The 23,840-nt window shown below is 66.8% G+C and carries 23 protein-coding genes; 12 read left to right on the top strand and 11 right to left on the bottom strand.

Translation table 11 applies throughout. The annotated features are described in order from the left end of the window. The first annotated feature begins 83 nt into the window (after window positions 1–83). Window positions 84–659 (top strand): DUF4291 domain-containing protein, encoded by a 576-nt coding sequence (locus ACOZHM_RS04525; protein WP_421567784.1) that lies wholly within the window; start codon window positions 84–86, stop codon window positions 657–659. Between the two features lie 18 nt (window positions 660–677). Here ACOZHM_RS04525 and ACOZHM_RS04520 read toward each other — a convergent pair whose 3' ends face one another. The 3 genes from ACOZHM_RS04520 to ACOZHM_RS04510 form a co-directional block, all read right to left on the bottom strand. Continuing rightward, window positions 678–1,100 carry a hypothetical protein gene (locus tag ACOZHM_RS04520; RefSeq protein WP_421567783.1) on the bottom strand — a complete coding sequence of 141 codons (423 nt, stop codon included), beginning with the start codon at window positions 1,098–1,100 and terminating at the stop codon, window positions 678–680. Window positions 1,101–1,196: 96 nt separating this feature from the next. Further along, entirely contained in the window at window positions 1,197–1,499 is a 303-nt protein-coding gene (locus ACOZHM_RS04515) for a hypothetical protein (RefSeq protein ID WP_421567782.1), read from the bottom strand. Between the two features lie 121 nt (window positions 1,500–1,620). Continuing rightward, entirely contained in the window at window positions 1,621–1,869 is a 249-nt protein-coding gene (locus tag ACOZHM_RS04510; RefSeq protein WP_421567780.1) for a hypothetical protein, read from the bottom strand. A gap of 402 nt (window positions 1,870–2,271) precedes the next feature. Here ACOZHM_RS04510 and ACOZHM_RS04505 point away from each other — a divergent pair, with 402 nt between their 5' ends. Together ACOZHM_RS04505 and ACOZHM_RS04500 are read left to right on the top strand one after the other, a co-directional pair. Then, window positions 2,272–3,774: a serine hydrolase domain-containing protein gene (locus ACOZHM_RS04505; protein WP_421567778.1), complete on the top strand. Its 1,503-nt coding sequence runs from the start codon at window positions 2,272–2,274 to the stop codon at window positions 3,772–3,774. 235 nt (window positions 3,775–4,009) lie between these two features. Further along, a complete protein-coding gene (locus ACOZHM_RS04500) occupies window positions 4,010–5,125 on the top strand; it encodes a hypothetical protein (protein ID WP_421567777.1) in 1,116 nt (371 codons plus the stop codon). Window positions 5,126–5,181: 56 nt separating this feature from the next. Here ACOZHM_RS04500 and ACOZHM_RS04495 read toward each other — a convergent pair whose 3' ends face one another. After that, window positions 5,182–5,931: a ferredoxin--NADP reductase gene (locus ACOZHM_RS04495; RefSeq protein ID WP_421567776.1), complete on the bottom strand. Its 750-nt coding sequence runs from the start codon at window positions 5,929–5,931 to the stop codon at window positions 5,182–5,184. A 105-nt stretch (window positions 5,932–6,036) separates the two neighbouring features. On the opposite strand from ACOZHM_RS04495, the gene ACOZHM_RS04490 reads away from it, so the two are divergent. From ACOZHM_RS04490 to panE, 3 genes are read left to right on the top strand one after another with little or no spacing between them, the layout of a single operon-like run. Next, on the top strand, window positions 6,037–6,996 hold the full coding sequence (locus tag ACOZHM_RS04490) for an ABC transporter ATP-binding protein (RefSeq protein WP_421567775.1): 960 nt from the start codon (window positions 6,037–6,039) through the stop codon (window positions 6,994–6,996). Beyond that, a complete protein-coding gene (locus ACOZHM_RS04485; RefSeq protein WP_421567774.1) occupies window positions 6,993–7,793 on the top strand; it encodes an ABC transporter permease in 801 nt (266 codons plus the stop codon). Before ACOZHM_RS04490 ends, ACOZHM_RS04485 begins: the two co-directional genes overlap by 4 nt. After that, on the top strand, window positions 7,793–8,731 hold the full coding sequence (panE, locus tag ACOZHM_RS04480) for a 2-dehydropantoate 2-reductase (protein WP_421567772.1): 939 nt from the start codon (window positions 7,793–7,795) through the stop codon (window positions 8,729–8,731). The genes ACOZHM_RS04485 and panE overlap by 1 nt, the downstream gene beginning before the upstream one ends. Here the strand turns inward: panE and ACOZHM_RS04475 are convergent. Together ACOZHM_RS04475 and ACOZHM_RS04470 are read right to left on the bottom strand one after the other, a co-directional pair. Next, window positions 8,710–9,282 carry a hypothetical protein gene (locus ACOZHM_RS04475; RefSeq protein ID WP_421567771.1) on the bottom strand — a complete coding sequence of 191 codons (573 nt, stop codon included), beginning with the start codon at window positions 9,280–9,282 and terminating at the stop codon, window positions 8,710–8,712. The two genes, panE and ACOZHM_RS04475, sit on opposite strands and share 22 nt — an antisense overlap. Before the next feature lie 146 nt (window positions 9,283–9,428). Continuing rightward, window positions 9,429–10,256, bottom strand: a complete 828-nt coding sequence (locus ACOZHM_RS04470) for a TatD family hydrolase (protein ID WP_421567770.1) — start codon at window positions 10,254–10,256, stop codon at window positions 9,429–9,431. Between the two features lie 104 nt (window positions 10,257–10,360). Here ACOZHM_RS04470 and hrpB point away from each other — a divergent pair, with 104 nt between their 5' ends. Together hrpB and ACOZHM_RS04460 are read left to right on the top strand one after the other, a co-directional pair. Then, entirely contained in the window at window positions 10,361–12,865 is a 2,505-nt protein-coding gene (gene hrpB, locus ACOZHM_RS04465) for an ATP-dependent helicase HrpB (protein ID WP_421567768.1), read from the top strand. A 225-nt stretch (window positions 12,866–13,090) separates the two neighbouring features. After that, window positions 13,091–13,480 carry a hypothetical protein gene (locus ACOZHM_RS04460; RefSeq protein WP_421567767.1) on the top strand — a complete coding sequence of 130 codons (390 nt, stop codon included), beginning with the start codon at window positions 13,091–13,093 and terminating at the stop codon, window positions 13,478–13,480. A 155-nt stretch (window positions 13,481–13,635) separates the two neighbouring features. Here the strand turns inward: ACOZHM_RS04460 and ACOZHM_RS04455 are convergent, their stop codons facing one another. Next, window positions 13,636–14,172: a pseudouridine synthase gene (locus tag ACOZHM_RS04455; protein WP_421568106.1), complete on the bottom strand. Its 537-nt coding sequence runs from the start codon at window positions 14,170–14,172 to the stop codon at window positions 13,636–13,638. A 95-nt stretch (window positions 14,173–14,267) separates the two neighbouring features. Further along, window positions 14,268–15,119, bottom strand: coding sequence for a class I SAM-dependent methyltransferase (locus tag ACOZHM_RS04450; RefSeq protein ID WP_421567766.1), 852 nt, complete (start codon window positions 15,117–15,119; stop codon window positions 14,268–14,270). Window positions 15,120–15,292: 173 nt separating this feature from the next. On the opposite strand from ACOZHM_RS04450, the gene ACOZHM_RS04445 reads away from it, so the two are divergent. Together ACOZHM_RS04445 and ACOZHM_RS04440 are read left to right on the top strand one after the other, a co-directional pair. Further along, the gene (locus ACOZHM_RS04445) at window positions 15,293–16,246 is read left to right on the top strand and encodes an aldo/keto reductase (RefSeq protein ID WP_421567765.1); all 954 of its coding nucleotides are present in this window, start codon (window positions 15,293–15,295) and stop codon (window positions 16,244–16,246) included. Between the two features lie 365 nt (window positions 16,247–16,611). Continuing rightward, on the top strand, window positions 16,612–17,832 hold the full coding sequence (locus tag ACOZHM_RS04440) for an RtcB family protein (RefSeq protein ID WP_421567764.1): 1,221 nt from the start codon (window positions 16,612–16,614) through the stop codon (window positions 17,830–17,832). Here the strand turns inward: ACOZHM_RS04440 and ACOZHM_RS04435 are convergent. Both ACOZHM_RS04435 and ACOZHM_RS04430 read right to left on the bottom strand, forming a co-directional pair. Next, complete coding sequence (locus ACOZHM_RS04435; protein WP_421567762.1) at window positions 17,822–18,730, bottom strand: NAD(P)/FAD-dependent oxidoreductase; 909 nt, start codon at window positions 18,728–18,730, stop codon at window positions 17,822–17,824. The two genes, ACOZHM_RS04440 and ACOZHM_RS04435, sit on opposite strands and share 11 nt — an antisense overlap. Then, window positions 18,720–19,172, bottom strand: coding sequence for an Rrf2 family transcriptional regulator (locus ACOZHM_RS04430; RefSeq protein ID WP_421567760.1), 453 nt, complete (start codon window positions 19,170–19,172; stop codon window positions 18,720–18,722). Before ACOZHM_RS04430 ends, ACOZHM_RS04435 begins: the two co-directional genes overlap by 11 nt. A gap of 192 nt (window positions 19,173–19,364) precedes the next feature. On the opposite strand from ACOZHM_RS04430, the gene ACOZHM_RS04425 reads away from it, so the two are divergent. Then, window positions 19,365–21,488, top strand: coding sequence for a methyl-accepting chemotaxis protein (locus ACOZHM_RS04425; protein WP_421567759.1), 2,124 nt, complete (start codon window positions 19,365–19,367; stop codon window positions 21,486–21,488). Window positions 21,489–21,517: 29 nt separating this feature from the next. On the opposite strand, the gene ACOZHM_RS04420 is transcribed toward ACOZHM_RS04425, so the two are convergent. Further along, window positions 21,518–22,420 (bottom strand): LysR substrate-binding domain-containing protein, encoded by a 903-nt coding sequence (locus ACOZHM_RS04420; RefSeq protein WP_421567757.1) that lies wholly within the window; start codon window positions 22,418–22,420, stop codon window positions 21,518–21,520. 105 nt (window positions 22,421–22,525) lie between these two features. Here ACOZHM_RS04420 and ACOZHM_RS04415 point away from each other — a divergent pair, with 105 nt between their 5' ends. Then, complete coding sequence (locus ACOZHM_RS04415) at window positions 22,526–23,740, top strand: MFS transporter (protein WP_421567755.1); 1,215 nt, start codon at window positions 22,526–22,528, stop codon at window positions 23,738–23,740. The last annotated feature ends 100 nt before the right edge of the window (window positions 23,741–23,840 follow it).

The following is a 23,840-nucleotide window of genomic DNA, read 5'->3' as shown; positions in this document are numbered from 1 at the left end:
GGGAGAGCCGGTCGTCCGTCGCAACGGGCCGGTCGTCGCATCGAGACGACGCCGACTGCCCCGGCTCGGCTATAACGCAGGCAATGACAACGACGAAGATTCCGGCGCGGCAGATCCGCGCCCAGTACGACAGCGCCACCCTCCGCGTCTACCAGGCCTACTCGGACACCATTGCGGACAGCGCCCTAAAGCACCAGACGTTCGTCTCCCCGCCCTTCAAGATGGAGCGGATGACGTGGATCAAGCCGTCCTTCCTGTGGATGATGTACCGGGCCGGGTGGGGCTACAAAGATGAAGGCCAAGCGCGAATTCTGGCCATCGACATCACCCACGAAGGGTTTGCGTGGGCGCTGGCCAACAGCTGTGCCAGCCATCCAGAGCCCGGCATGGACGCACAGGCGTGGGAGGCGCTCAAGCACCGCTCGCCCGTTCGTGTGCAATGGGATCCTGAGCGCGATCTGCACCACCGACCGCTTGAGCATCGCGCCATCCAGATTGGACTGAGCGGAGAGGCTGTGCGGTTGTATGCCGGTGAGTGGATTCGGCAGATTACCGATGTCACGCCGCTGGCGCATCGAATTCATGCGCTGGTGAGTGAAGGCCGGCTTGACGATGCAACCGCAGCTCTGCCGAGTGAATCGGAGTACGCGCGAGACTAAGCCGGGTAAGTACCAGGATCACGACAGATCGTCGCTACGCCGGGCACTGCCCAACTCCGCCAGGAGTTCTGTGAACAGCGCTCTGTCACCGTCCGACCGGGCACCTTCGCGCATCACCACCTCCAAGTGGTAACGCAACAGCTCCGCCTTCGATTCGTCACTGGGCAGAAATTTCCTGAGCTGCGCCACGAAGACGTCGGCTGCCATGAATGAAAGAAACACGCGGTAGGGCTTGGCCGCCGCGAACGGAAGCCTGGCGAGATAGTGCTCGGCAAGGCGAATCTGATCCCGACGCTTCCACGACCGTCTGGTCAGAAGATTGAATGCCGCCCCATAGTCCGGCGCTCCAACTGGATAGGTGCTCATCAACCAGTCTGCTGCTGCTTGAGAGGACAGCTCACGAATTAAATTCGCCTGCTTGATGACCTCGATGTCAACCATCGGTTCCCTTAAGGAAAGATATGCCCGAACAACGCGGACCTGGAAATTCCCAGCAACCAGCTAAATGCATCGCTCTCGAACCTCAGCAGAGTTCCCTCAATCAGAACTGCCATCTGAACCTCGCCGGCAAGCAATCACAAATTCCTTACGCCAGTCAATGAATGCAGTTCGACGGGGATCTCCTTTCAGCACAAGGTAGTAATGAACTCTCAACACCATTCCGAGCACGCCCTCATGAAAAAAGAACTCATCGTCCTGCACCCACACCCCTATCGATTCACAGAAGATTGGATCGGTGAATTTCTCATAGTATTCCCTTGCCAATCGTTCCGAGTGCGCTGCTGGGTAACCAAAATTTAAACTCAAACTTTGGACGATCATATCGAAATAGTCGTTCACATCCTCATCCACGCATATACTTGGATTCACCCTATTTCTCCGCATATCAGTGATAGATCCGCCGCCGCTATAGTTCCTCGCCACACCCTGTGAAAGTTGACGAGGCAGGCCGCCAGCATGTTCAAGCGTGATTTTTGTCCTGAAGATACGTACCGATCCCCATGAGACGCCTCCTTATGGACTCAATTCCCAACACCTCCCTTCCGCCCTCCGGGCGATAGCAGGCAAGCATCTCGATGGTCTCTTGAAGGTAATCGTCGTCAGGAAATGAATCGTCGAGCAGCATTTCCATCCTGTTCGCAGCTTCAATACCGACGTCATTTCCTGAGACAAACGCCTTGATCAACGACAGCAGCTCTTCCTCCTTCATCTCACTTCCTCCGTCAATTTATAGCGGCACCGCACGCTGACTAGTTCCACCCTCATTTGACTTCCGACCACTTGGCGTCATCGTAGTTCCCAATAGGTACCTTGTCGCTGATTGTCCATCAAACGTTGCCGTTGCACCGGCGTGTGGATACAGCGCATTGCCCACTTCACACTGCTGGCGCATCGCATACAATCGCTCGGGAAGAGGGCCGGTTTGATGACGCGACCGCAACGTTCCCGACCGCATAGGAGTCCGCGCAAGACTGAGCTGGGGACTTCCCCAGGACCAGTGCGGGTTCCAGCGCTATCGGCGACATCGTAGCGATTGGTGCCAAGTGGGAGTGCATAGCGTTGCCCGCATAAGGTAATGTCGCCCAGCCTCTCACCCACTCCGGAATCGCCCATGCACTTCCGCTACGACGCTCGGTTGCTGCGCCCATTTGCAACCTGCCTTTTGGGCACGCTTGCCCTGTGCATCGGAGCGGCAATATCGGCAAAGGAAGCGTCCAGAACGGCGGAAGCCCGCGTCGCGCGCGTGGAGGCAGGGCTTTCCACCCCAGTGATGGTCAAGGGCGCGGTTGGCGGGAAGATGGACCTCCGGGAGCGCATGGCCTTCCACAACGTGCCGGCCGTCAGCATCGCACTCATCGACCAGGGGCGGGTCCAGTGGACCCGCGCTTACGGCGTGACCAGCGCAGAAGGAAAGAACACCACTCTGGTGACGCCGGATACCCTGTTCCAGGCGGCCTCTGTCAGCAAGGCCGTCAGCGCAGTCGGTGCGCTCGAGCTGGTCCAGCAGGGCCGGCTTTTGCTGGATGCGCCGGCCAACGACCAGCTGACCGCGTGGAAGATTCCGGACAACGACTTCACCCGCGCCAAGCCGGTGAGCCTACGCATGCTGCTCAACCACAGCGCCGGGACGACGGTCCATGGTTACTTCGGCTACGCGCAGGGACAGCCACTGCCGACCCTGGTGCAGGTCCTCGACGGCACTGCCCCGGCAAACTCTGACCCGGTGCGGGTGGATGTCCTGCCCGGCAGCCTGTGGCGCTATTCGGGCGGTGGCTATGGCGTCGTGCAGCTGCTGATGGCCGAGGCCGCCGGGCAGCCGTTTGATCGGTACATGCAGCAGTCCGTGCTGGCGCCGCTGGGAATGAAGCACAGTACCTTCGCCGTGGCGCTCCCGCCCAGCCAGGACACCAAGGCGGCATCGGGTCACACCGCCGACGGCCACGCGGTTGCGGGTCGCTGGCACCGCTATCCCGAGTCGGCGGCGGCGGGCTTGTGGACCACGCCGAGCGATCTTGCGCAGGTGGTGCTCGAGATCCAGCGCGCCGCCGATGGCAGCGCAGGCACGCTGCTCTCGCACGACACCGCACAGACGATGCTCACGCGTGGCCTGGGCGAGTACGGGCTCGGGCTGTACGTCGAGGATCTGGGCGACCGGACCAGCTTCAGTCATAGCGGCGGCACAACGGGCTTCCGCTCGCAGCTGTACGGCTATACGCATAGTGGCCAGGGCGCAGTGATCATGACCAACAGCGACAACGGCGCGGCCCTGATCGGCGAGATTCTGGCCAGTATCTCGGCCGAGTACGGCTGGCTGGAATTCAAGGTGATCGAGAAGGTCGCCATTCCGGGCGATGCCGCACGCAACCGTCAGCTCGCCGGTCGCTACGCGCTGCTGGGCAAAACCGCAGAGCTCATTGCCGAGGGCGAACGGCTGTACCTGCAGAGTGACGTGCTCGGTTCAGGTCGCAGGGAGCTGCACGCGCAATCTGCGACGAGCTTCTTCATGACCGAGCAGAACATGGTGCTGAAGGTCATGCCCAGCACGGGTGGCCGCGCGAACGGGTTCGAGCTGGTCAGCGGCGCCACCACCTACGCCGCGACGCGAACTGAGTGATGCCTGCGGCGCACCTGTGATTGGAAAGCCAACGCCCGCCAAGGGCGGGCATTCGTTGAAGCTGTGTTGCGGGCTTCGGAAGGCAGGATGCGCCTCACTCCTGAAACTGTGAGACAGATCCGTCGTTGGCGCGTATGGCCCAGCGTTTCTGAGGGAACTGTCACAGCACCCGACGAAGAGTTATGGAATCTTATGAGCGAAACCATAATTATGGCTTTGTCCATAAAAGTTCATAATGAATACGCTAGCCGACATCCACTACTTCCCACGCGAGGACCTTGTCCACACGGTCCATCAGGCGCTGGGCTCGGGGCTGACCCATGCCATCACCATGTTCGCGGCGCGGCGGATGGGGAAGACCCTGTTCGTGAAAAACGATCTCGTTCCGGCTGCCGAGGCGTGGGGCTGGCGGGCGTGCTACATCGACCTATGGGTCAGGCGTGACCATCCTGAAGTGGCACTCGTGGAAGAACTGGAAGCGGCCGCGCGACCCAAGGGCCTTCTGGCGAAGGCGATCGCACCCGACAAGGTGACCGCCAAGGCGGGTTACGCGGGCTCGGGGGTGCACGCCGAGTGGACGAAGCGCGGCGCTGAAGCAGACCTGCAAGGTAGGCTCAGAAGCGCAATGCAAAGCTTGGCCCAGGCGAGCAACAAGCCGGTTCTTCTTATCCTGGATGAGTTCCAGACGCTCGCTGCCGGGATGCACGAGGATTTCGTCGCCTGCTTCCGTGCATCGATGCTTGAGCTGCAGCCCAAGTTGAAGCTGTTCTTTACAGGCTCTTCCCGGGACGCACTCAATGAAATGTTCCGCAAGCGTAGAGCGCCGCTTTTCGATGCGGCACTTTCATTGCCCCTGCCGCAGCTGGGCGAAGACTTCGTGCAAAACCGCGCCCACCTCTTTGCTCAGATGACCGGTCGCAAGGTTGACGAGAAGGCGTTGGCAGACGTCTTCGAACGCATTGCGCGGGTACCGCTCTACCTCAACCAGATCATCCTGCACATGGTGGTGGGCATCACGTCCGACCCATGGGACGGACTGCGCCGCTGGCAGCAGGAGATAGGCGAAACGGGCCTACGCGAGCAATGGCTGAGGCTGAAACCGGTCGATAGGATCATCCTGCAGCACCTGGCCACGAATCAGCCGAAGAGTCTGTTCAGTGCGGACTTCAGCGCCATGGTGACCAATCAGCTCGAGGAGAAGAATGCGTACAACCCGCAGCGGGTTCAAACCGCCGTCAATCGACTGGTGAAGAACCTGGTCCTCGCGCCAAAGGGCGAAAAGGGCGAGTACGAGATCGAAGACCGCGCGCTTGCAACGTACCTCGCGAGCGGTCCGATTGCAGCCCACTGAGATATCCGACACAGATGCCCGTACAAGGCGGGCATCCGGTGAACCGCGCTGCAGCATTACTTGCTGCTGACGTACTTCTCCCGCCGCACCTGCGGGGTCGGCAGCCCGGCTTCCTTCAGTGCCTCGAAGGTGGCATCCACCATGTCCGGGTTGCCGCACAGGTAGGCGATGTCCGTGGCCGGGTTGGGCGCGAATTCGGCCAGGTGCTGCTGCACGTAGCCGTGGCGGGCGTCCGGGTGCGGGTTCTCGGGCAGCTCGCGCGACAGGCACGGCACGTAGCGGAAGCCCGGGTGGGCAGCCGCGAAGGCGTAGAAGTCGTCGCTGTAGAGCAGCTCGGCCGGGGTGCGGGCGCCCTGCAGCAGCACCACCTCCACCCCGCGCTCGGCCATGGCGGTGACCAGCAGCGGCAGCATGGAGCGGTACGGGGTGACCCCGGTGCCGGTGGCGATTAGCAGGTAGCGGGCGTTGTGGTCGCCCGGCATCAGGCAGAACCGGCCGAACGGGCCGCTGGCGGTCACGTGGCCGCCGATGTCCAGGCCCTCGAACAGGGCCGTGGCGGCGCCACCGGGCACGAAACTGACTGCAATATCAACGGCTTCGCCCGGGGCCAGGGCATGGTCGTGGATCGTGGCCAGGGAGTAGCTGCGCTTGGTGGCGGTGCCGTCGGCGTACTCGAAATGGACCTGGATGAACTGACCAGGCTGGAAATCCAGCGGTTGGCCGTCGTCACGCAGGAACTGGTAGTGGCCGACGGTGGGGGCCAGCATGCGCCGGTCGATCAGCTTGAGGGGGAATTGAACAGGCACGAATTTGGGAAACAGTGTGTAGCCGGGGCAAACCCTCGGGGCCTTCTATAATAGCCGCTCCCCCGCCCCTATCCAGCGCCGTCCCTTGGGCGCGAAGGCAAGAGCTTGGCATCCCAGAACACTCCCGCGACCAGCACCGCCCCCGCCCTGCGGGTGCGTGACCTCCGCAAGACCTATGACAACGGCACCCAGGCGCTGAAGGGCGTTTCGCTGGACGTTGCCCCGGGTGACTTCTTCGCGCTGCTGGGCCCGAACGGGGCCGGCAAGTCCACCCTGATCGGCATCATCAGCTCGCTGGTGAACCTCAGCGAGGGCCAGGTCGAGGTCTTCGGCAGCGATCTGGTGCGCAACCGCAGCGCCACCATGCGCCTGATCGGCCTGGTGCCCCAGGAAATCAACTTCAACCTGTTCGAGAAGCCCTTCGACATCCTGGTGAACTACGCCGGCTTCTACGGCGTGGCCCGCGCCGAGGCCGAGAAGATGGCCGAGGAGGAGCTCAAGCGCGCCCACCTGTGGGAAAAGGCGCAGGTGATGAGCCGGACGCTGTCGGGCGGCATGAAGCGCCGGCTGATGATCGCCCGGGCGATGATGACCCGCCCGCGCCTGCTGATCCTGGACGAACCCACCGCCGGCGTGGATATCGAGATCCGCCGCGACATGTGGCGGGTGCTGAAGGAGATCAACGCCGCCGGCACCACGATCATCCTCACCACGCACTACCTGGAAGAGGCCGAGCACCTGTGCCGCAACCTGGCCATCATCAACCACGGCCAGATCGTCACCCAGGGGCCGATGCGCGAACTGCTGGCCAAGCTGGACGTGGAAGGCTTCCTGTTCGATATCGACGGTGAGCTGCCGGCGCAGCTGCCGGTGATCGAAGGCACCACCATCACCGCCATCGACGGGCACACGCTGGACGTGGACATGCCGCGCGCGATGGACCTCAACCGGGTGTTCGCGACGCTGAACGCGTCGGGCATCCGGGTGCGTTCGATGCGGACCAAGAGCAACCGCCTGGAGGAGCTGTTCGTACGGCTCACCGGCAACCAGGAGAATGCGGCATGAGCAGCACCCCGACCCCGGTCCTGACCGACGGCCAGCGCAACCGCATTGCGCTGCTGACCATCGTGCGCCGCGAAGTGGCGCGCATCCTGCGCATCTGGGGCCAGACGCTGGTGCCGCCGGCGATCACCATGACGCTGTACTTCCTGATCTTCGGTGGGCTGATCGGCTCGCGCGTGGGCGAGATGGGCGGCTACAGCTACATGCAGTTCATCGTGCCGGGCCTGGTGATGATGAGCGTGATCCAGAACAGCTACGGCAACATCAGTTCGTCGTTCTTCGGCGCCAAGTTCGGCCGCCACGTGGAAGAGCTGCTGGTGAGCCCGATGCCGAACTGGGTGATCCTGTGGGGCTATGTATCCGGCGCGGTGCTGCGCGGGCTGATGGTGGGCGTGATCGTGCTGATCATCGCGATGTTCTTCACGCCGGTGCGCATTCCGCACCCGCTGGTGACGCTGACCACGGTGCTGCTGGGCGCGACGATCTTCTCGCTGGCCGGCTTCATCAATGCGGTGTACGCCAAGAAGTTCGATGACGTGGCGATCGTGCCGACCTTCATCCTGACCCCGCTGACCTACCTGGGCGGCGTGTTCTATTCGGTGAAGCTGCTGCCGACGTGGGCGGAAGCTGCGACCCATGCGAACCCGATCTTCTACATGGTGAACGCATTCCGCTACGGCCTGCTGGGCACCAGCGACGTACCGCTGTGGGTGGCCTATGCGCTGATGATCGGCTTCGTGGTGGCGCTCACGGCGCTGGCCCTGTGGCTGCTCAAGCGCGGCGTGGGGATGCGCAGCTGATGCGCATTCTGGTATTGGGCGCAGGCGGCACCGGCGGTTACTTCGGCGGGCGCCTGGCGCAGGCCGGCGTGGACGTCACCTTCCTGGTGCGCCCAGCCCGTGCGGCACAGCTCGACAGCGAGGGGCTGGTGATCCGCAGCCCGCTCGGCGATGCCACCTTCCCGGTGGCACATGTCACGGCCGATGCACTGCCAGCCTTGGCCGCGGAGCAGCCGTTCGATCTGGTGATCCTGAGCTGCAAGGCCTACGACCTGGACAGCTCCATCGAGGCGATTGCCCCGGCCGTGTCCTCGCGCACGACGGTGCTGCCGATCCTCAACGGGCTGCGTCATTACACGGCGTTGGACGCGCGCTTCGGCCGCGATGCAGTGCTGGGCGGGCTGTGCTTCATCAGCGCGACCAAGGCCGCGGACGGGGCGGTGCTGCACCTGGCACCGCCGGCGAAGCTGACCTTTGGCGAGCGCGACAACACCGACAGCAGCGCGCGGGTACTGGCGCTGGCGGCGGCCTGCGTGCAGGCCGGCGTGGACTACGTCGCCAGCGATGCGATCGGCCAGGAGCAGTGGATCAAGTACACCTTCCTGACCACGTTGGCCGCGTCCACCTGCCTGATGCGCGCCGATGTCGGCACCATCGTGGCCACCGATGATGGCGCGGCCATCGTGCGCGGGCTGTACGACGAATGCCTGGCGGTGGCCGATGCGGCCGGCGAGCCAATCCCGGACAAGGCGCGGCAGATCGCACTGAACGCCACCACGCAGGCCGGCTCGACGCTCAAGGCGTCCATGCTGCGCGACCTGGAAGCGGGCCAGCAGGTGGAAGCCGCCCACATCGTGGGCGACATGCTGGCCAGGGCCCGCGCCGCCGGCCAGGCCGCACCGCTGCTGGCGGTGGCCTACAGCCACCTGCAGGCCTATCAGAACCAGCGTTCGGGGTAATACCGGGCCACCTGCGGGGACAGCGCCGGGTACATCGCCTCCAGCTGGAACAGCGGCGTCATGCCCTGCGCTGGCGGGGTGACCTGCGGTACCGCGTAAGGCGGGGCACGCGTCAGCGGCGGGAGCGGCAAGGCCGGCACGCCGTCCGGGGATGCGGTGCTCGCCACCATCGAGCGCACCGCGCGCAGGGGCCGTGGCGCCGCGTCATAGGGGCGCTCCGCGTGTCGCGGGTAGCGCACGCGTTGCACCACGTTTTCCAGGGCACGGTTCCTGTGCAGCAGGCGCAGCGCGAGCGGTTGCGGCGCGACCGCAGGAAAGGGACCCAATTCCGCAGTACCAAGAACGAGGTCGGTCTGCGTGCCGATGGTGCGGGTATCGGCACAGCGGGTGAGATCCACCAGCACGGGCTTCCAGGGGAAATCAGGCTGCGCCCCCGACTGCGGCACCGCAACCCGGCTGGCCGGCAACAGCGTATTGCCGATGTAGTTGGGGCCTGCATCGCGGCGCAGCGCCTGGCCGTTCCAGGGCTGCCAGACATCCGCTGCCGGCACGGCGTGCCTGCGGCGGGATGGGCCGACGCGGGAGGGCAACGAGGGCGATGGGGATCCAGCGGCGGGTATATACACGGCGTGCACCTTGGGCGTCGAGTGATTCACGCCCATGCTGACCGTGCCGTCAGCCGCTGCCCATCAGAACTTCATGAATTGCCGTCGCCCAACGCGGGCAGGCGGAAGAACGCACGCGCCGCTGCGGTGGCATTGGCTGCAGCCACCTCGACCGGCTCACTGCGATCACGTGCCAGTTCCTCCACGATGTGGGACAGGAACATCGGCTCGTTGCGGCGATCCTTCGGCATCGGCTTCAGGGTGCGGGGCAGCAGGTAAGGCGCATCGGTTTCGATCATCAGCCGGTTGGCCGGAATGTGCTTGACCAGCTCGCGCAGATGCGCGCCGCGGCGTTCGTCGCACAGCCAGCCGGTGATGCCGATGTACCAGTCCTGGTCGAGGTAATCGAACAATTCCTGGCGTTCGCCGGTGAAGCAATGCACCACCGCCGCGCCGATCCTGCCATCGAAGTTCTTCATCTGCGCCATGAAGTCCGCATGCGCGTCGCGCTGGTGCAGGAACAGCGGCTTGCGTTGGCCGTCGGCGGCCAGCACCTCGCTGGCCAGCTGCAGCTGCCGCTCGAAGGCGCGGTGCTGCGCCGGGTGCGGGGCGAAGTCGCGGAAGTAGTCCAGACCGCACTCGCCGACCGCCACCACCTCGGCGTGCGCGTGCAGCGCGCGCATCTCGGCATCGCACTCGTCGGTGTATTCCACCGCGTGGTGCGGGTGCACGCCGGCGGTGGCGTACAGGAAGCCCGGATGCTGGCGGGCCAGCTCCAGCGCCAGCGGCGAATGCTCGCGGCTGGCCCCGGTCAGCACCATCTGCACCACCCCGGCCTCGCGGGCGCGCGCCAGCACGGCGTCGCGGTCGCGGTCGAAGGAATCGTGGGTGAGGTTGGCGCCGATATCGATCAGTTGCATGGGGCAGCTACAGGGCGGTTGATCGGCCCATTGTAGCGTGCGGCCCGCGCGCGCCCGGCCGCCACGGCTCGCCGCTGCTGCCTGCGGCCCGTATCCTTGCCGCCATGAGTACCCCGATGTTTCCCATTTCCGCGCTGCTGCCAGAGATTGCCGCGCACCTGGCCAGCCACCCACGGCTGGTCCTGGAGGCGCCCCCCGGCGCCGGCAAGACCACCCAGGTGCCGCTGGCGCTGCTGGACGCGCCGTGGCTGCAGGGCCGAAAGATCATCATGCTGGAGCCGCGCCGGGTGGCCGCGCGCAGCGCCGCGCAGTTCATGGCGCGGCAGCTGGGCGAAGACGTGGGTGAGACCGTCGGCTATCGCATCCGCTTCGAGAACAAGGTCTCCGCGCGGACCCGCGTGGAGGTGGTCACCGAAGGCATCCTGACCCGCATGCTGCAGGACGACCCGATGCTGGAAGGCGTGGGCGCGCTGCTGTTCGATGAATTCCATGAGCGCCACCTGGCGGCCGACCTGGGCCTGGCCCTGGCACTGGACGTACAGGCGCAGCTGCGCGACGACCTGCGCATTGTGGTGATGTCGGCCACGCTGGACGGCGAACGGCTGGCGCAGTTCCTGGATGCGCCGCGCCTGAGCAGTGCGGGCCGCAGCTTTCCGGTGGTGGTGAGCCACTTCCCGGCACGCCGCGACGAGGCGCTGGAAGCACAGGCGCGGCGCGCGGTGCAGCAGGCGCTGACCGAGCATCCCGGCGACGTGCTGGTGTTCCTGCCCGGGCAACGCGAGATCGGGCGCACCCAGGCCGCGCTCGAGCAGGTGCTGCCGGCCGATATCCAGGTGCTGCCGCTGCACGGCGAGCTGCCGGTGGACCAGCAGTCGCGCGTGCTGCAACCCGATCCGCAGGGCCAGCGCCGGGTGGTGCTGGCCACCAATGTGGCCGAGTCGTCGGTCACGCTGCCCGGCGTGCGCGTGGTGATCGATGCGGGGCTGGCGCGCGAACCGCGTTACGACCCCAACAGCGGCTTCGCACGGTTGGACGTGGTGAGCATCGCGCAGGCCTCGGCCGACCAGCGCGCCGGCCGTGCCGGCCGCGTGGCGGATGGCTGGGCGTGGCGACTGTGGCCGCAGTCGCAGCGGCTGGAGTCGCAGCGCCGGCCAGAAATCGCGCAGGTGGAGCTGGCCGCGCTGGCGCTGGAACTGGCCGCATGGGGCAGCGACGACCTGCGCTTCGTGGATGCGCCGCCGGTAGGCGCGATGGCCGCCGCACGCGAACTGCTGCAGCGCCTGGGTGCGCTGAGCGACAGCGGCGGGCTCACCGCGCTGGGCCGGCGCATGCTCACGCTGGGTACTCACCCGCGGTTGGCGGCGATGCTGCTGGCCGCCGGCAGCGGCGCCGAGCAGGCGCTGGCCTGCGACCTGGCGGCGCTGGTGGAGGCGCGCGATCCGCTGCGCCAGGGCGGCGATGCGCTGGCGGCCCGCTGGCGCGCGCTGGCGGCCTTCCGCCAGGGACGCGCGCCGCACGATGCCAACCGGGGTGCCTTGGCCGCCATCGATGCGGCCAGCAAGCAATGGCGCCGGCGTCTGCGCTGCGACACGGCCGCACCGTCGTCGGTGGAGGCACACCAGCTGGGCGACCTGCTCGCGCATGCGTTCCCCGACCGGATCGCCGCGCGCCACCCCACCGATCCGCTGCGCTACCTGCTGGCCAACGGCCGCAGCGCGCGCCTGTTCGATCCCAGCGATCTGCGCGGCGAGCCGTGGCTGGTGGCGGTGGAACTGCGCTACGAGGCGCGCGACGCGTTGCTGCTGCGTGCCGCGCCGGTGGATGAGAACCGGTTGCGCCGCGATTTCCCGCAGCGCTTCGTGCAGCAGGACGTGGTGCGCTGGGACGCGGAGAAGCGCGCGCTGGTGGCGCGTCGCGAGAGCCGCTTCGACCGCATCGTGCTGGACAGCCGCTCGGCCGGCCGGGTCGATCCCGCGCAGGCCGCGCAGGCGCTCACCGAGGCGGTGCGCGAGCTGGGCCTGGACGCGTTGCCGTGGACCGAGGGCCTGCGCCAGTGGCAGGCGCGCACGGTGGCGCTGCGCACCTGGATGCCGGAGCTGGAGCTTCCTGACGTGTCCGATGCCGCGCTGATGGAAACCCTGTCGACCTGGCTCACCCCCGCCTTCAACGGCAGGACCCGCCTGGATGCGCTGGACGAGTCCGCGCTGGGTGAGGCGTTGAAGACGCCCCTGCCGTGGGCCCAGCGCCAGCTGATCGACCGCCACGCGCCGGTGCGCATCGCGGTGCCGTCGGGCATGGAGCGGCCCATCACGTATGCCATCGACGCCGATGGCAGCGCGCCGCTGCCGCCGGTGCTGGCGGTGAAGCTGCAGGAACTGTTCGGGTTGGCCGACACGCCGCGCATCGCCGACGGCCGCATTGCGCTCACCCTGCACCTGCTCTCCCCCGGGGGCCGCCCGCTGCAGGTCACGCAGGATCTGCGCAACTTCTGGGCCAACACCTATGCGGAGGTCAGGAAGGAGATGAAGGGGCGCTACCCCCGGCATCCGTGGCCGGACGATCCGTGGACGGCGGCCGCGACGCACCGCGCCAAGCCACGTGGGACGTAACACCGTGGGCTGCTTGGTGTTTGGTGCGGCCGGAGCCGCGAGCAGCCACGCAGGGCGTGGCTCTACCTGTGCGCATTCATGGCTGGGGGCTGACCGCGCGATTCGTGCGACCTGAATCGATGCCGCAGATTGGTTATCGTCGTGACTGGACCGTGGGCGATGGATAACACGCCCTACACGGCCGCCGGGCGACACTGGATTCCGAACCGAGGCAAAGGACCCCCCATGAGCAGACTGACCGTTATTACCGACCGCGCTCTTGAGCGCGCACTGGATCTGGCAAGCAGCGCGGGCGATGGCCTGAAGCACGCCGGCACCAATCTGCGCCACTTCGGCCCGCAGGCGACCGACTGGATCAAGACCGGTGCGGCGCTCGGGGCAGTGAAGACCGGCAGCAAGGTGGCCGCCAAGGTGGTTCGCCGCAACCCGGCCGCGACGATCGCGGTAGCAGCGGTGGGCGTGGGCCTGCTGGGCTATGCGCTGTACCGCAAGCAGCAGAAGAAGAAGCTGGCCAATGGCAGCGTGGTGAACGGGCAGGCCGAGCGCATCAGCGCGCGCAACCGCCGCAACACCACCGTGGTTGATGAGCACAGCGACATCGGCAGCGACGCCTGATAACCAGGGCGTTTGGCTGATCAGGAAGACCGCCGGCATGACCGGCGGTTTTTTTTGGCGGCGTCTCCGCCAAACGTAGAGCCACCCCATGGGTGGCTGCTCGTGATCCGGCACCGCGCCGCAGCCACCCATGGGGTGGCTCTACGTTGCATGGTTCAGGCGATCTGCCGCCATTGGCCCGGCTGCAGCGCATCCAGGCCATGCGGGCCCATTGAAACGCGCACCAGCCGCAGTGTGGGCAACCCCACCGCGGCGGTCATGCGCCGCACCTGGCGGTTGCGGCCCTCGCGCAGGGTGATCGCCAGCCACGCATCCGGCACGGTCTTGCGGAACCGCACCGGCGGATTGCGCGGCCACAGCTCCGGCGTTTCCAGGCGCGCCACGCGCGCCGGCAGGGTCGGCCCATCGTTCAGCTGCACGCCGCTGCGCAATGCCTGCAACTGTTCGTCGCTGGGCGAGCCTTCCACCTGCACCCAGTAGGTCTTGTCTTCCTTGTGGCGCGGATCGGTCAGCCGGTGCGCCAGCGGGCCGTCGTCGGTCAGCAGCAACAGGCCTTCGCTGTCGTAGTCCAGCCGTCCAGCGGCATACACGTCAGGCGGCAGCCCGAACCCGGCCAGGGTCGCGCGGGGCGGCTGGCTGCTGTCGGTGAACTGGCAGAGCACGTTGAAAGGCTTGTTGAAGGCGATGAGCATGGCGCAGGAGAGGGCGACGATGCGCCATTGTCCCATTCCGTGCACCCGGATGCCGGAGTACCGACCAACGGTCGGTACCTGCCGGCGTTCCCGCGTTACTTCACGAAGCGCAGGGTCATCCGGTCGCTTTCGCCGATGGCCTTGTACTTGGCGTCGTCCGCCTTGTCGTGGCTGTTCGACGGCGGCAGCGTCCACACGCCACCCGGATAGTCCTTGGTGTCGCGCGGGTTGGCGTTGATCTCGCTGCTGCCCGCCAGCTTGAAGCCGGCCGCTTCGGCCATGGCGATGACCTGCGCCTGGCCCACGTAGCCGCTCTTGTCGTCGGCCGGCACGTCGGCCTTGGCGCGGTGTTCGACCACGCCGAGCACGCCGCCGGGCTTGAGTACGCTGTAGAAGCCCTTGAACATGCCTTCGGCCTGGTTGGCGCTGCGCCAGTTGTGCACGTTGCGGAAGGTCAGCACCACATCGGCGGAGTTGTCGGCGCCGAATTTCGGCGCGTTCGGGTCATACGGCACGACCTTGGCCTTGTCATAGGTGCCCGGGACCGCATCGAACTTCTTCTTCAGGCCATCGATCTGGCGCTGCTGGTAATCGCGGCCCTTGCCTTCGGCCACGGCCTGCGGATCGACCACGGCGGCCACATAGGTGCCCTTGTCACGCAGCAGCGGGGCGAGGATTTCCGAGTACCAGCCGCCACCGGGGGTGATTTCGACCACGGTCTTGCCCGGTTCCACGCCGAAGAACGACAGCGTCTGCGCCGGATGGCGGTAGGCGTCGCGCTTCACGTTGTCCGGGGTGCGGCCCTTGCCGTCGACGGCCGCCTGCACCGCGGCGGTGATCGCCGGCTGGGCGTTGGGGCCGGCCGGCTTGATGGCCATGGCGGGGGCGGCAAGCAGCAGCGTGGAGACGGTGAACAGGCAGGCACAGCTGAGCGAACGGGCTTTCATCGGATCACCTACGGTGGCGGGATGCGGCGAGACTAGCAGCCGCGATGTCAAAGGTGTTCACAAAACGTTAGTGCAGTGCAGCGAAGCGGAACACTGTTTTGTGCCCGCCGCCGCAGCGGTGTCATGGGCAGGCACTTATGCTGTTGCATTGGATTCGATTGGAGGAGATGCCCATGACTGCACCGCGCGAACTCGGCCGTTCCGGCCTGAAAGTGCTGCCCATCGCATTCGGCGGCAACGTATTCGGCTGGGGCGCTGACGAGAAGACCTCGTTCGCGCTGCTGGACGCGTTCGTCGATGCCGGCTACAACCTGGTCGACACCGCCGATGCCTATTCGGCCTGGGTGCCGGGCAACCAGGGCGGCGAATCGGAGACCATCCTGGGCCGCTGGTTCCAGCGCAGCGGCAAGCGCGACAAGGTGGTGCTGGCCACCAAGGTCGCCAAGTGGGCCGAGCACCCCGGGCTGTCGGCAGACAACATCGCCGCCGCCGTGGACGATTCGCTGCGCCGCCTGCAGACCGACGTGATCGATCTGTACCAGGCCCATGAAGACGACGAGTCCACGCCGCTGGAGACCACCCTGGCCGCGTTCGGCCGGTTGATCGAGCAGGGCAAGGTGCGCGCCATCGGCGCGTCCAACTACAGCGCCGAACGCCTGCGCGATGCGCTCAAGGTGTCGGCCGACTACAAGCTGCCGCGCTACGAGACGCTGCAGCCGGAGTACAACCTGTACGACCGCGCCGGGTATGAGGCGGGGCTGGAAGCGGTGGCACGCGAGAACGAACTGGGCGTGATCAGCTACTACTCGCTGGCCAGTGGCTTCCTCAGCGGCAAGTACCGCAGTGCCGACGATGCGGCCAAGAGCAGCACGCGTGGCAGCAGCGTGGTGGCCAAGTACATCAATCCGCGCGGCCTGCGCATCCTGCAGGCACTGGACGACACGGCCAGCACGCACAACGCCACGCCGGCGCAGGTGGCGATCGCCTGGCTGATCGCCCGCCCGGGCATCACCGCGCCGATCGTCAGCGCTACCAGCGTGGCACAGCTCAATGACGTGCTGGCTGCCGCGCAGGTGGCGCTGTCGGCCAAGGACATCGCACAGCTCGACGAAGCCAGCGCGGAATGAACGTGGTAGCGCCGGCCGTTGGCCGGCCCAGGCGGTCTGTGGCGCAGGCGAACAGCCTGCGCTTGCATGACGCAGTTGCAGACGTAAACGAACCCGCGTAAGGTTCGCGCCCATCGCCGCCCCGTGCGGCACCCCTTCCCTTCAACCGAGACCGTCATGCCCTTCTGCTTCCCCGCCATCGCCCACCGACTGCCGCGCACCCATGCCGCGCTGCGTTCGTGCGATGCCGCGGATCAGGCACTGACGCTGGCCATCGACTGATCTTCCTGCACGGAGATCGGTTCCCGATCTCCGAGGTACGCAAACGCCCTCGGATGCTGCATCCGGGGGCGTTTTCGTTTGCGCACCTTCAATGGACTGATGTCATGACTACACAACACAATTTTGATTTCCTGCATGCCGAAGGCAGCACGCCCATCAAGGGCTGGGTGCGCGGCGTGCCCGTGGACACACAGGCGCAGGAACAGCTGCGCAACATCGCTGCGATGCCCTTCGTGGGCCCATGGGTCGCGGTGATGCCCGACGTGCACGTCGGCAAGGGCGCGACCGTGGGTTCGGTGATTCCCACCCGCGGTGCGATCATTCCTGCCGCCGTCGGCGTGGACATCGGCTGCGGCATGGCCGCGGTGCGCACCACGTTGCGCGCCGACGACCTGCCGGACTCGCTCGCGCAGCTGCGCAGCCACATCGAGCGCGCCGTGCCGGTGGGCAATGGCAAGGGCGGCGAACACCGGCAGCTGCCGGACAGCATCCGCAGCCGCATCGAGTGCTCCGGGCTGGTCCAGCGGCTGAATGCCATCAAGGAGCGGCATCGCCAGGTGCGCACCGACAAGCTGGCGTGCCAGATCGGTACGCTCGGCGGCGGCAACCACTTCATCGAGATCTGCCTGGATGAAACCGGCGCGGTGTGGGTGATGCTGCACAGCGGCTCGCGCGGCACCGGCAACCTGATCGGCACCTACTTCATTGAGCAGGCGCGCGAACAGCTGGCCCGGCGTGTGCTCGGCTTCCACCTGCCGGACAAGGACCTGGCGTTCTTCATGCAGGGTGAGCCGTTGTTCGACGACTACGTGCAGGCGGTGTCGTGGGCGCAGGAGTACGCCCGCGAGAACCGCGAGGCGATGATGGCGCGGGTGTTGGCCGAGATGCGCCAGCGGCTGCCGAAGTTCCAGCTGGAGAAGCTGGCGGTGAACTGCCACCACAACTACGTGCAGACCGAAACGCACGGCGGTGAGGAACTGCTGGTGACGCGCAAGGGCGCGGTGAGCGCGCGGGCCGGCGAGCTGGGCATCATTCCGGGCAGCATGGGCACGCGCAGCTACATCGTGCGGGGCAAGGGCAATGCAGAGAGCTTCCACAGCTGCAGCCATGGCGCCGGGCGCGTGCTCAGCCGTTCTGCGGCGCGCCAGCAGATCACCCTGGCCCAGCACCGCGAGGCCACCGCACATGTGGAATGCCGCAAGGATGCGACGGTGATCGACGAGTCACCCGCGGCCTACAAGTCGATCGATGCGGTGATGGCCGCGCAGAGCGACCTGGTGGAGGTGGTGCACACCCTGCGCCAGGTGGTCTGCATCAAGGGGTGAGCGCGCTGTCTTCGGCCACCAGGGCGTGGTGCAGGCTGACCCCCGCACGCACGCCTTCGGCGCTGGCCAGCGTGATGTTGCCCATCACGGTGGCATCGCCTGCAGCGTACACGCCGGGCACCGTGGTCTGCTTCTGCGCGTCCACCCGCACCAGCACGCCCACCGGACTCTCATCCAGCGCGCAGCCCAGCTGTTCTACCAAGGGTGACGCCATGTGCTGACGCGAGGCCACGAACAGCGCGCGCAGGTCGATGCGGCGGCCATCGGCGAGCAATGCCGCGCTGAGGTCCGGCGCATCGCCTTCCAGCGCGACCACTTCGGCCGATTCGATGCGCACGCCGCGGCGCTGCAGGGTGGCGAGCTGGTCGTCGTCGAGCGTCATGCCATGCGCGAACAGCGTGACCTGCCCCCAGTCGGCCAGCAGCCCGGCCATCATGGCGGACAGCGCATGCCCACCGAGCAGGCCGATCTCGCCGCCGCCGATTTCGTAGCCGTGGCAGTAAGGACAGTGCAGCACGCTGTGGCCCCAGCGTTCGGCAAGGCCGGGAATGGGCGGCAGTTCATCGCGGATGCCGGTGGCCAGCAGCAGCTTGCGCGTGGCCCAGGTGTCGCCGCCGGCGGTGTGCACGGCGAACCCGTCCACGGTGGGGTGTGCTTCGATGGCGGTGTCGCTGCACCAGCGCACGCTCGGGTAGTCCAGCAGCTGTGCCTTGGCCTGCCGAAGCAGCTCGCCGCCGGCCATGCCGTCCAGCCCGAGCACGCCGTGCGAGTGCGCGGCGTAACGGTTGCGCGGCAGCCCGCTGTCGATCACCAGCACGCTGCGGCGGGCCCGCGCGAGCATCATGGCGGCGGAGAGACCGGCGAAACTGCCGCCGACGATCACGGCATCAAAGCTCATGCGGAACTCCTGTTGCGTGGTGGGCCAGGTGCTGGGCGAAGGCCTCGCCCAACGTGGCCAGCGTGGTGGCGTGCAGGCGTTTTTCGAGCAGCGCCTGCGCCTGTTGGTAGCTCTCGTCCAACGCGGCGTTGACCACCTGCTGTACAGGACAGCCACGTCCGGTTTCGCGCGCACCGGTATGCAGCAGTGCCGGTGAGCCGATGGCCACGTAGACGTCGTGCAGGCTGATCGTGGCCGGGTCGCGCGCCAGCTGGCTGCCACCGCCATGACCGCGCACGCTGTGGACCAGCCCGCCCTTCTGCAATGCCGCCAGCAGGCGGCGGATCACCACCGGGTGGGTCGGCAGGCAGGTGGCGAGCTGTTCGGAGGTGCGGGGACCGGCCTGGCCGACCAGGTGGGCCATGATGTGGAGGGCGTCGGAGAATTGGTTGCTGGATTTCATGTAACGCCAATAGTTACATATAGAGCGGGGAACGGACAACCCTGCCAGTTGTTCCACCGGCGTCGCCTTTGCAACGGTAATAAAAGCTTCACATGCGTGAATGAGACAGAAAATGTGCGCTACATCGCACTTCAGAAGGTAACTGCGGAGTCCGATACCGCCATCGCCCCTTCCCTCTTTCAGTGATCCGCGATGCCCCTCTCCTCCGTTGCGCCCGCGCGCGCCCTCAGCCTGCAGTTCAAGCTGCTCGGCGCCCTGTCGCTTGGCTTGGCCGTGGTGGTGCTGTGCGCCCTGGCCGGGCTGGGATCGGCCTGGCTGAATCTCTCGACCACCATCCCACCCGAAGTGGCCCGCAACGCGCAGGCCGAAGGATTGCAACGCGAATTCCGCATGCAGGTGCAGGAGTGGAAGAACGTACTGCTGCGCGGCAGCGACGAGGCGCTGCGGACCAAGCACCTGGCCGCCTTCGATGCGCAGGGCGACAAGACCCGCACCTTGGCCAAGGCGCTGGCAAGTGGCGGCGATGCCGAAACGGTGCGGCTGGCGCAGGCCTTCCTGGCCCAGCACGCCACGCTGGAAGCGGACTACCACGGTGCGCTGGAGGCGTTCGCCGCCAGCGGCTACAGCCCGCTCGAAGGCGACGCATTGGTGCGCGGCAAGGACCGGGCGCTGGGCACCACGCTGGATGCGCTGGGCAAGCAGACCGCGGCGGTTGCCGAACGCGCCGTGCAGGCCCGCTCCGAGCAGGCCCGCCGCATGCTGGTGCTGTGTGCGGTACTGACCGCCTTGGCGGCAGGCATCCTGATGGCGGTGCTGGCGGTGTGGCTGCGGCGCTCGGTGATCGCACCGGTCGTGGCGGTGGAGGCGGCCGCCCGCGCCGTCGCACGCGGCGAACTCAACCACACCGTGCAGGTCCGCAGCCGCGACGAAATCGGCCGTCTCGGTCTGGCGATGACCGCCGTCACCCAGACGCTGAAGGACGTGCTGGCCGCGCAGGCCAGCATGGCCCAGCGCCATGACGCCGGCGAGATCAGCTACCGCATGGATGCCAGCGCATTCCCGGGCGGCTACGGGCAGATGGTGAACGACAGCAACGCACTGGTCGACGCGCACCTGCAGGTGCAGCTGCGCGCGATCGAGATCATGGGCCGCTATGCGGTGGGTGATCTTTCGCAGGACATGCAGCGCCTGCCGGGCGAGAAGGCGGTGATCACCGAGTCGCTGGACGCGGTCAAGCACAACCTCGGTGCGATCAACGCCGAGATCAAGCGGTTGGCGCTGGCCGCCGCGGCCGGTGACTTCAGCCAACGAGGCGACGCCAGCCGCTACCAGCACGACTTCCGCGACATGGTCGGCGGCCTGAACCAGCTGATGGAAACCACCGAACGCGACCTCGGCGAGGTTTCCGGCGTGTTGCAGGCCATCGCGCGCGGCGACCTCAGCGCGCGCATGCAGGGCCAGTTCCACGGCGTGTTCGCGCGCATGCGCGACGACGTGGCGATGACCAGCGGCCAGCTCACCGGCATCGTGGGCGACATCAAGCGCGCCGCGCAGGCGATCCAGACCGCCGCCAGCGAGATCGCGGCCGGCAACAACGACCTGTCGCAGCGTACCGAGCAGCAGGCCGCGAACCTGGAAGAGACCGCCGCGTCGATGGAAGAGCTGACCTCGACCGTGCGCCAGAACGCCGAACACGCGCGCCAGGCCAACCAGCTGGCGATCGGCGCGGCCAGCGTCGCGGCGCAGGGCGGCGAAGTGGTGAGCCAGGTGGTGACCACCATGAGCGCCATCGAGGCGTCGTCCAAGCGGATTGCCGAGATCATCTCGGTGATCGACGGCATCGCCTTCCAGACCAACATCCTGGCGCTGAACGCCGCCGTGGAAGCGGCGCGTGCCGGTGAACAGGGCCGCGGCTTTGCCGTGGTCGCCAGCGAGGTGCGCACGTTGGCGCAGCGCTCGGCGGGCGCGGCCAAGGAGATCAAGACGCTCATCGACACCTCGGTCGGCGATGTCACCAGCGGTTCGCGGCTGGTGCACCAGGCGGGTCAGACCATGGGCGAGATCGTCAGTGGCGTGCAGCGGGTGACCGATATCATGGCCGAGATCTCGGCGGCCTCGCAGGAGCAGACCGCCGGCATCGAGCAGGTCAGCCAGACCGTGATCCACATGGACGAGGCCACCCAGCAGAACGCCGCGCTGGTGGAAGAAGCCTCGGCTGCCGCGCGCAGCATGGAGGAACAGGCCATCGCGCTGAACGATGCGGTGGATGTGTTCGTGCTGGCACCGGCGGCGCCGTCGTTGTCGCGCGCTGCTTAGGTCAAGGGCTGCCAACCCACGGTTGGCCCCTAGCGCACAAACGGCGGCCCGACCATCGCTTCGGCGAGGTAGTCCAGGAACGAGCTGATCCGCGCCGATACCGCCGTGTTGCGGTAGTACACGGCGTGGATGGGCTGGCGTACCTCCACGGTCAACGCCGGCAGCACCTGTACCAGCGCGCCCGCCTCACGGTCGCGGTGGGTCATGAAGTCGGACAGGCAGACGATGCCCGCGCCCTCCAGCGCCAGCCGCAGGAGGGTTTCGCCGCTGGAAACGGCCACGGCCGGGCGGATGTGCAGCAGCGCGTCGGTGCGCCCGGGCAACGGCCAGTGGTTGAGTGAATCGGGTTCGTTGAAGCCCAGCAGTGCGTGAGCGTCCAGATCCTCCACGGTGTTCGGGGTGCCATGCGCGGCCAGGTAGGCCGGGCTGGCCAGCACGCGAAGGCGGCTGTGCGCGAGCGGGCGCGCATGCAGGGTGGAATCGGCCAGCGGACCGATGCGGATGGCAACGTCGGTGCGGCGTTCGAGCAGGTCGATGTAGCGCTCGCTGCTGTTGAGCTCCAGCTGCACCTCCGGATAGCGCGCGCGGAAGCCGGCCACCAGCGGGGCGATCACGTGCAGCACGAACGGGGTGGCGGCATCCACGCGCAGCCGGCCCGCCGGGCGCTGGCGGCGCGCGGTCATCTGCTCTTCGGCCGCCTCCACCGAGGCGACGATGGCGCGGGCCTGGGCCAGGAACGCGTCGCCCTCTTCGGTAAGCTGCAGCCGCCGGGTGGTGCGGGTCAGCAGGGTGGTGCCCAGCTTTTCCTCCAGCCGGCCCAGCGCGCGGCTGACCCCGGATGTGGTTTGGCCCAGTGCTTCGGCGGCGGCGGTGATCGAGCCGCTGTCGATCACGGCGATGAACGCCTGCATTTCATCGAGGGTGGTCTTCATGGACCCATTATTGACCATGAAGCAAGAGTCATTGGCGTGAAGACCGGTTTTTCGGCAAGAGTCGGGCGCGCAGACTGCGCACCTCCTCTTCCACCGGTTACGACCATGTCCCGTGGCATTCCCTTGGCCCTGCTGGCGCTTACGCTGGGTGCGTACGCGATCGGCACGACCGAATTCGTCATTGTCGGTTTGATTCCGACCATCGCCGCCGATCTCGGCGTGTCCCTGCCCTCCGCCGGCCTGCTGGTCTCGCTGTACGCCCTGGGTGTGGCGGTCGGCGCGCCGGTACTGACCGCGCTGACCGGGCGGGTGCCGCGCAAGACGCTGCTGGTGGCGCTGATGGTGTTGTTTACGCTGGGCAATGTGATTGCCTGGATGGCACCGAGCTATGGCTCGCTGATCGTGGCGCGCGTGCTCACCGGCCTGGCGCACGGCGTGTTCTTCTCGATCGGCTCGATCATCGCCACGTCGGTGGTGCCGAAGGAGAAGGCCGCCAGTGCGATTGCCATCATGTTCACCGGGCTGACCGTGGCGCTGGTGACCGGTGTGCCGCTGGGCACCTTCATCGGCCAGCATATGGGCTGGCGCGCCACTTTCCTGGCCGTGGCCGCGCTGGGCGTGATCGCCCTGATCGGCAGCCTGCTGTTCGTGCCGCGCAACCTGCAGCGCAGTGAACCGGCCACATTCGGCCAGCAGTTGTCCGTGCTGGCCCAGCCGCGCCTGCTGCTGGTGTATGCCATTACCGCGCTGGGGTATGGCGGCACGTTCCTGTCCTTTACCTACCTCGCCTCGATCCTGCAGGACGTCACCGGCTTCTCGCCGAACGCGGTCAGCGGGGTGCTGCTGGTGTACGGCGTGTCGGTGGCGTTCGGCAACCTGTGGGGCGGCCGCCTGGCCGACCGGCGCGGCCCGATCCCCGCGCTGAAGCTGATCTTCGGGTTGCTGGCGCTGGTGCTGTTCGCGCTGACCTTCACCGCACACAACACGTGGCTGGTGCTGCTCACGGTGCTGGCGCTGGGCGCGGTGGCGTTCGGCAACGTGCCCGGGCTGCAGGTGTATGTGGTCAAGCAGGCGCAGCGGTTTGCCCCGCAGGCGGCGGACGTGGCCTCGGGCCTGAACATCGCCGCGTTCAATGTCGGCATCGCGATGGGTGCGTCGCTGGGCGGGCTGGTGGTGGATCACCTGGGCCTGATGCATACGCCGTGGCTGGGCGCGCTGGTGGTGCTGGGTGCGCTGGGGTTGACCGTGCTGAGTGGGCGGTTGGACGCACGGGACGGTGTGGATGCGCGTGCCGACGGGATTTCTGTGGCGGCGCATTGATGCCAACGGCAGCGGACTAACAGTCCGCTCTACCGTCCGCTCTACCGTCCGCTTGTTTTCATTTGATCCGCTTAACGGTGCACGGCGTAGCCTGCACTTC

Source organism: Stenotrophomonas sp. PD6 (assembly GCF_049199305.1).
In the GTDB taxonomy this organism is placed as follows: Bacteria; Pseudomonadota; Gammaproteobacteria; order Xanthomonadales; family Xanthomonadaceae; genus Stenotrophomonas.
Note: the sequence above shows the minus strand (reverse complement) of the source record. Positions and strands in the feature narration are given on the sequence as shown.

Bases quoted from the DNA above. Each gene is read 5' to 3' on its own strand.
- panE (WP_421567772.1), top strand. From the start codon at position 7,793: ATGCGCATTCTGGTATTGGGCGCAGGCGGCACCGGCGGTTACTTCGGC.
- ACOZHM_RS04485 (WP_421567774.1), top strand. From the start codon at position 6,993: ATGAGCAGCACCCCGACCCCGGTCCTGACCGACGGCCAGCGCAACCGC.
- ACOZHM_RS04420 (WP_421567757.1), bottom strand. From the start codon at position 22,420: ATGAAGACCACCCTCGATGAAATGCAGGCGTTCATCGCCGTGATCGAC.
- ACOZHM_RS04440 (WP_421567764.1), top strand. From the start codon at position 16,612: ATGACTACACAACACAATTTTGATTTCCTGCATGCCGAAGGCAGCACG.
- ACOZHM_RS04500 (WP_421567777.1), top strand. From the start codon at position 4,010: ATGAATACGCTAGCCGACATCCACTACTTCCCACGCGAGGACCTTGTC.
- ACOZHM_RS04425 (WP_421567759.1), top strand. From the start codon at position 19,365: ATGCCCCTCTCCTCCGTTGCGCCCGCGCGCGCCCTCAGCCTGCAGTTC.
- hrpB (WP_421567768.1), top strand. From the start codon at position 10,361: ATGAGTACCCCGATGTTTCCCATTTCCGCGCTGCTGCCAGAGATTGCC.
- ACOZHM_RS04460 (WP_421567767.1), top strand. From the start codon at position 13,091: ATGAGCAGACTGACCGTTATTACCGACCGCGCTCTTGAGCGCGCACTG.
- ACOZHM_RS04470 (WP_421567770.1), bottom strand. From the start codon at position 10,256: ATGCAACTGATCGATATCGGCGCCAACCTCACCCACGATTCCTTCGAC.
- ACOZHM_RS04510 (WP_421567780.1), bottom strand. From the start codon at position 1,869: ATGAAGGAGGAAGAGCTGCTGTCGTTGATCAAGGCGTTTGTCTCAGGA.
- ACOZHM_RS04450 (WP_421567766.1), bottom strand. From the start codon at position 15,119: ATGAAAGCCCGTTCGCTCAGCTGTGCCTGCCTGTTCACCGTCTCCACG.
- ACOZHM_RS04415 (WP_421567755.1), top strand. From the start codon at position 22,526: ATGTCCCGTGGCATTCCCTTGGCCCTGCTGGCGCTTACGCTGGGTGCG.
- ACOZHM_RS04430 (WP_421567760.1), bottom strand. From the start codon at position 19,172: ATGAAATCCAGCAACCAATTCTCCGACGCCCTCCACATCATGGCCCAC.
- ACOZHM_RS04505 (WP_421567778.1), top strand. From the start codon at position 2,272: ATGCACTTCCGCTACGACGCTCGGTTGCTGCGCCCATTTGCAACCTGC.
- ACOZHM_RS04435 (WP_421567762.1), bottom strand. From the start codon at position 18,730: ATGAGCTTTGATGCCGTGATCGTCGGCGGCAGTTTCGCCGGTCTCTCC.
- ACOZHM_RS04445 (WP_421567765.1), top strand. From the start codon at position 15,293: ATGACTGCACCGCGCGAACTCGGCCGTTCCGGCCTGAAAGTGCTGCCC.
- ACOZHM_RS04525 (WP_421567784.1), top strand. From the start codon at position 84: ATGACAACGACGAAGATTCCGGCGCGGCAGATCCGCGCCCAGTACGAC.
- ACOZHM_RS04520 (WP_421567783.1), bottom strand. From the start codon at position 1,100: ATGGTTGACATCGAGGTCATCAAGCAGGCGAATTTAATTCGTGAGCTG.
- ACOZHM_RS04455 (WP_421568106.1), bottom strand. From the start codon at position 14,172: ATGCTCATCGCCTTCAACAAGCCTTTCAACGTGCTCTGCCAGTTCACC.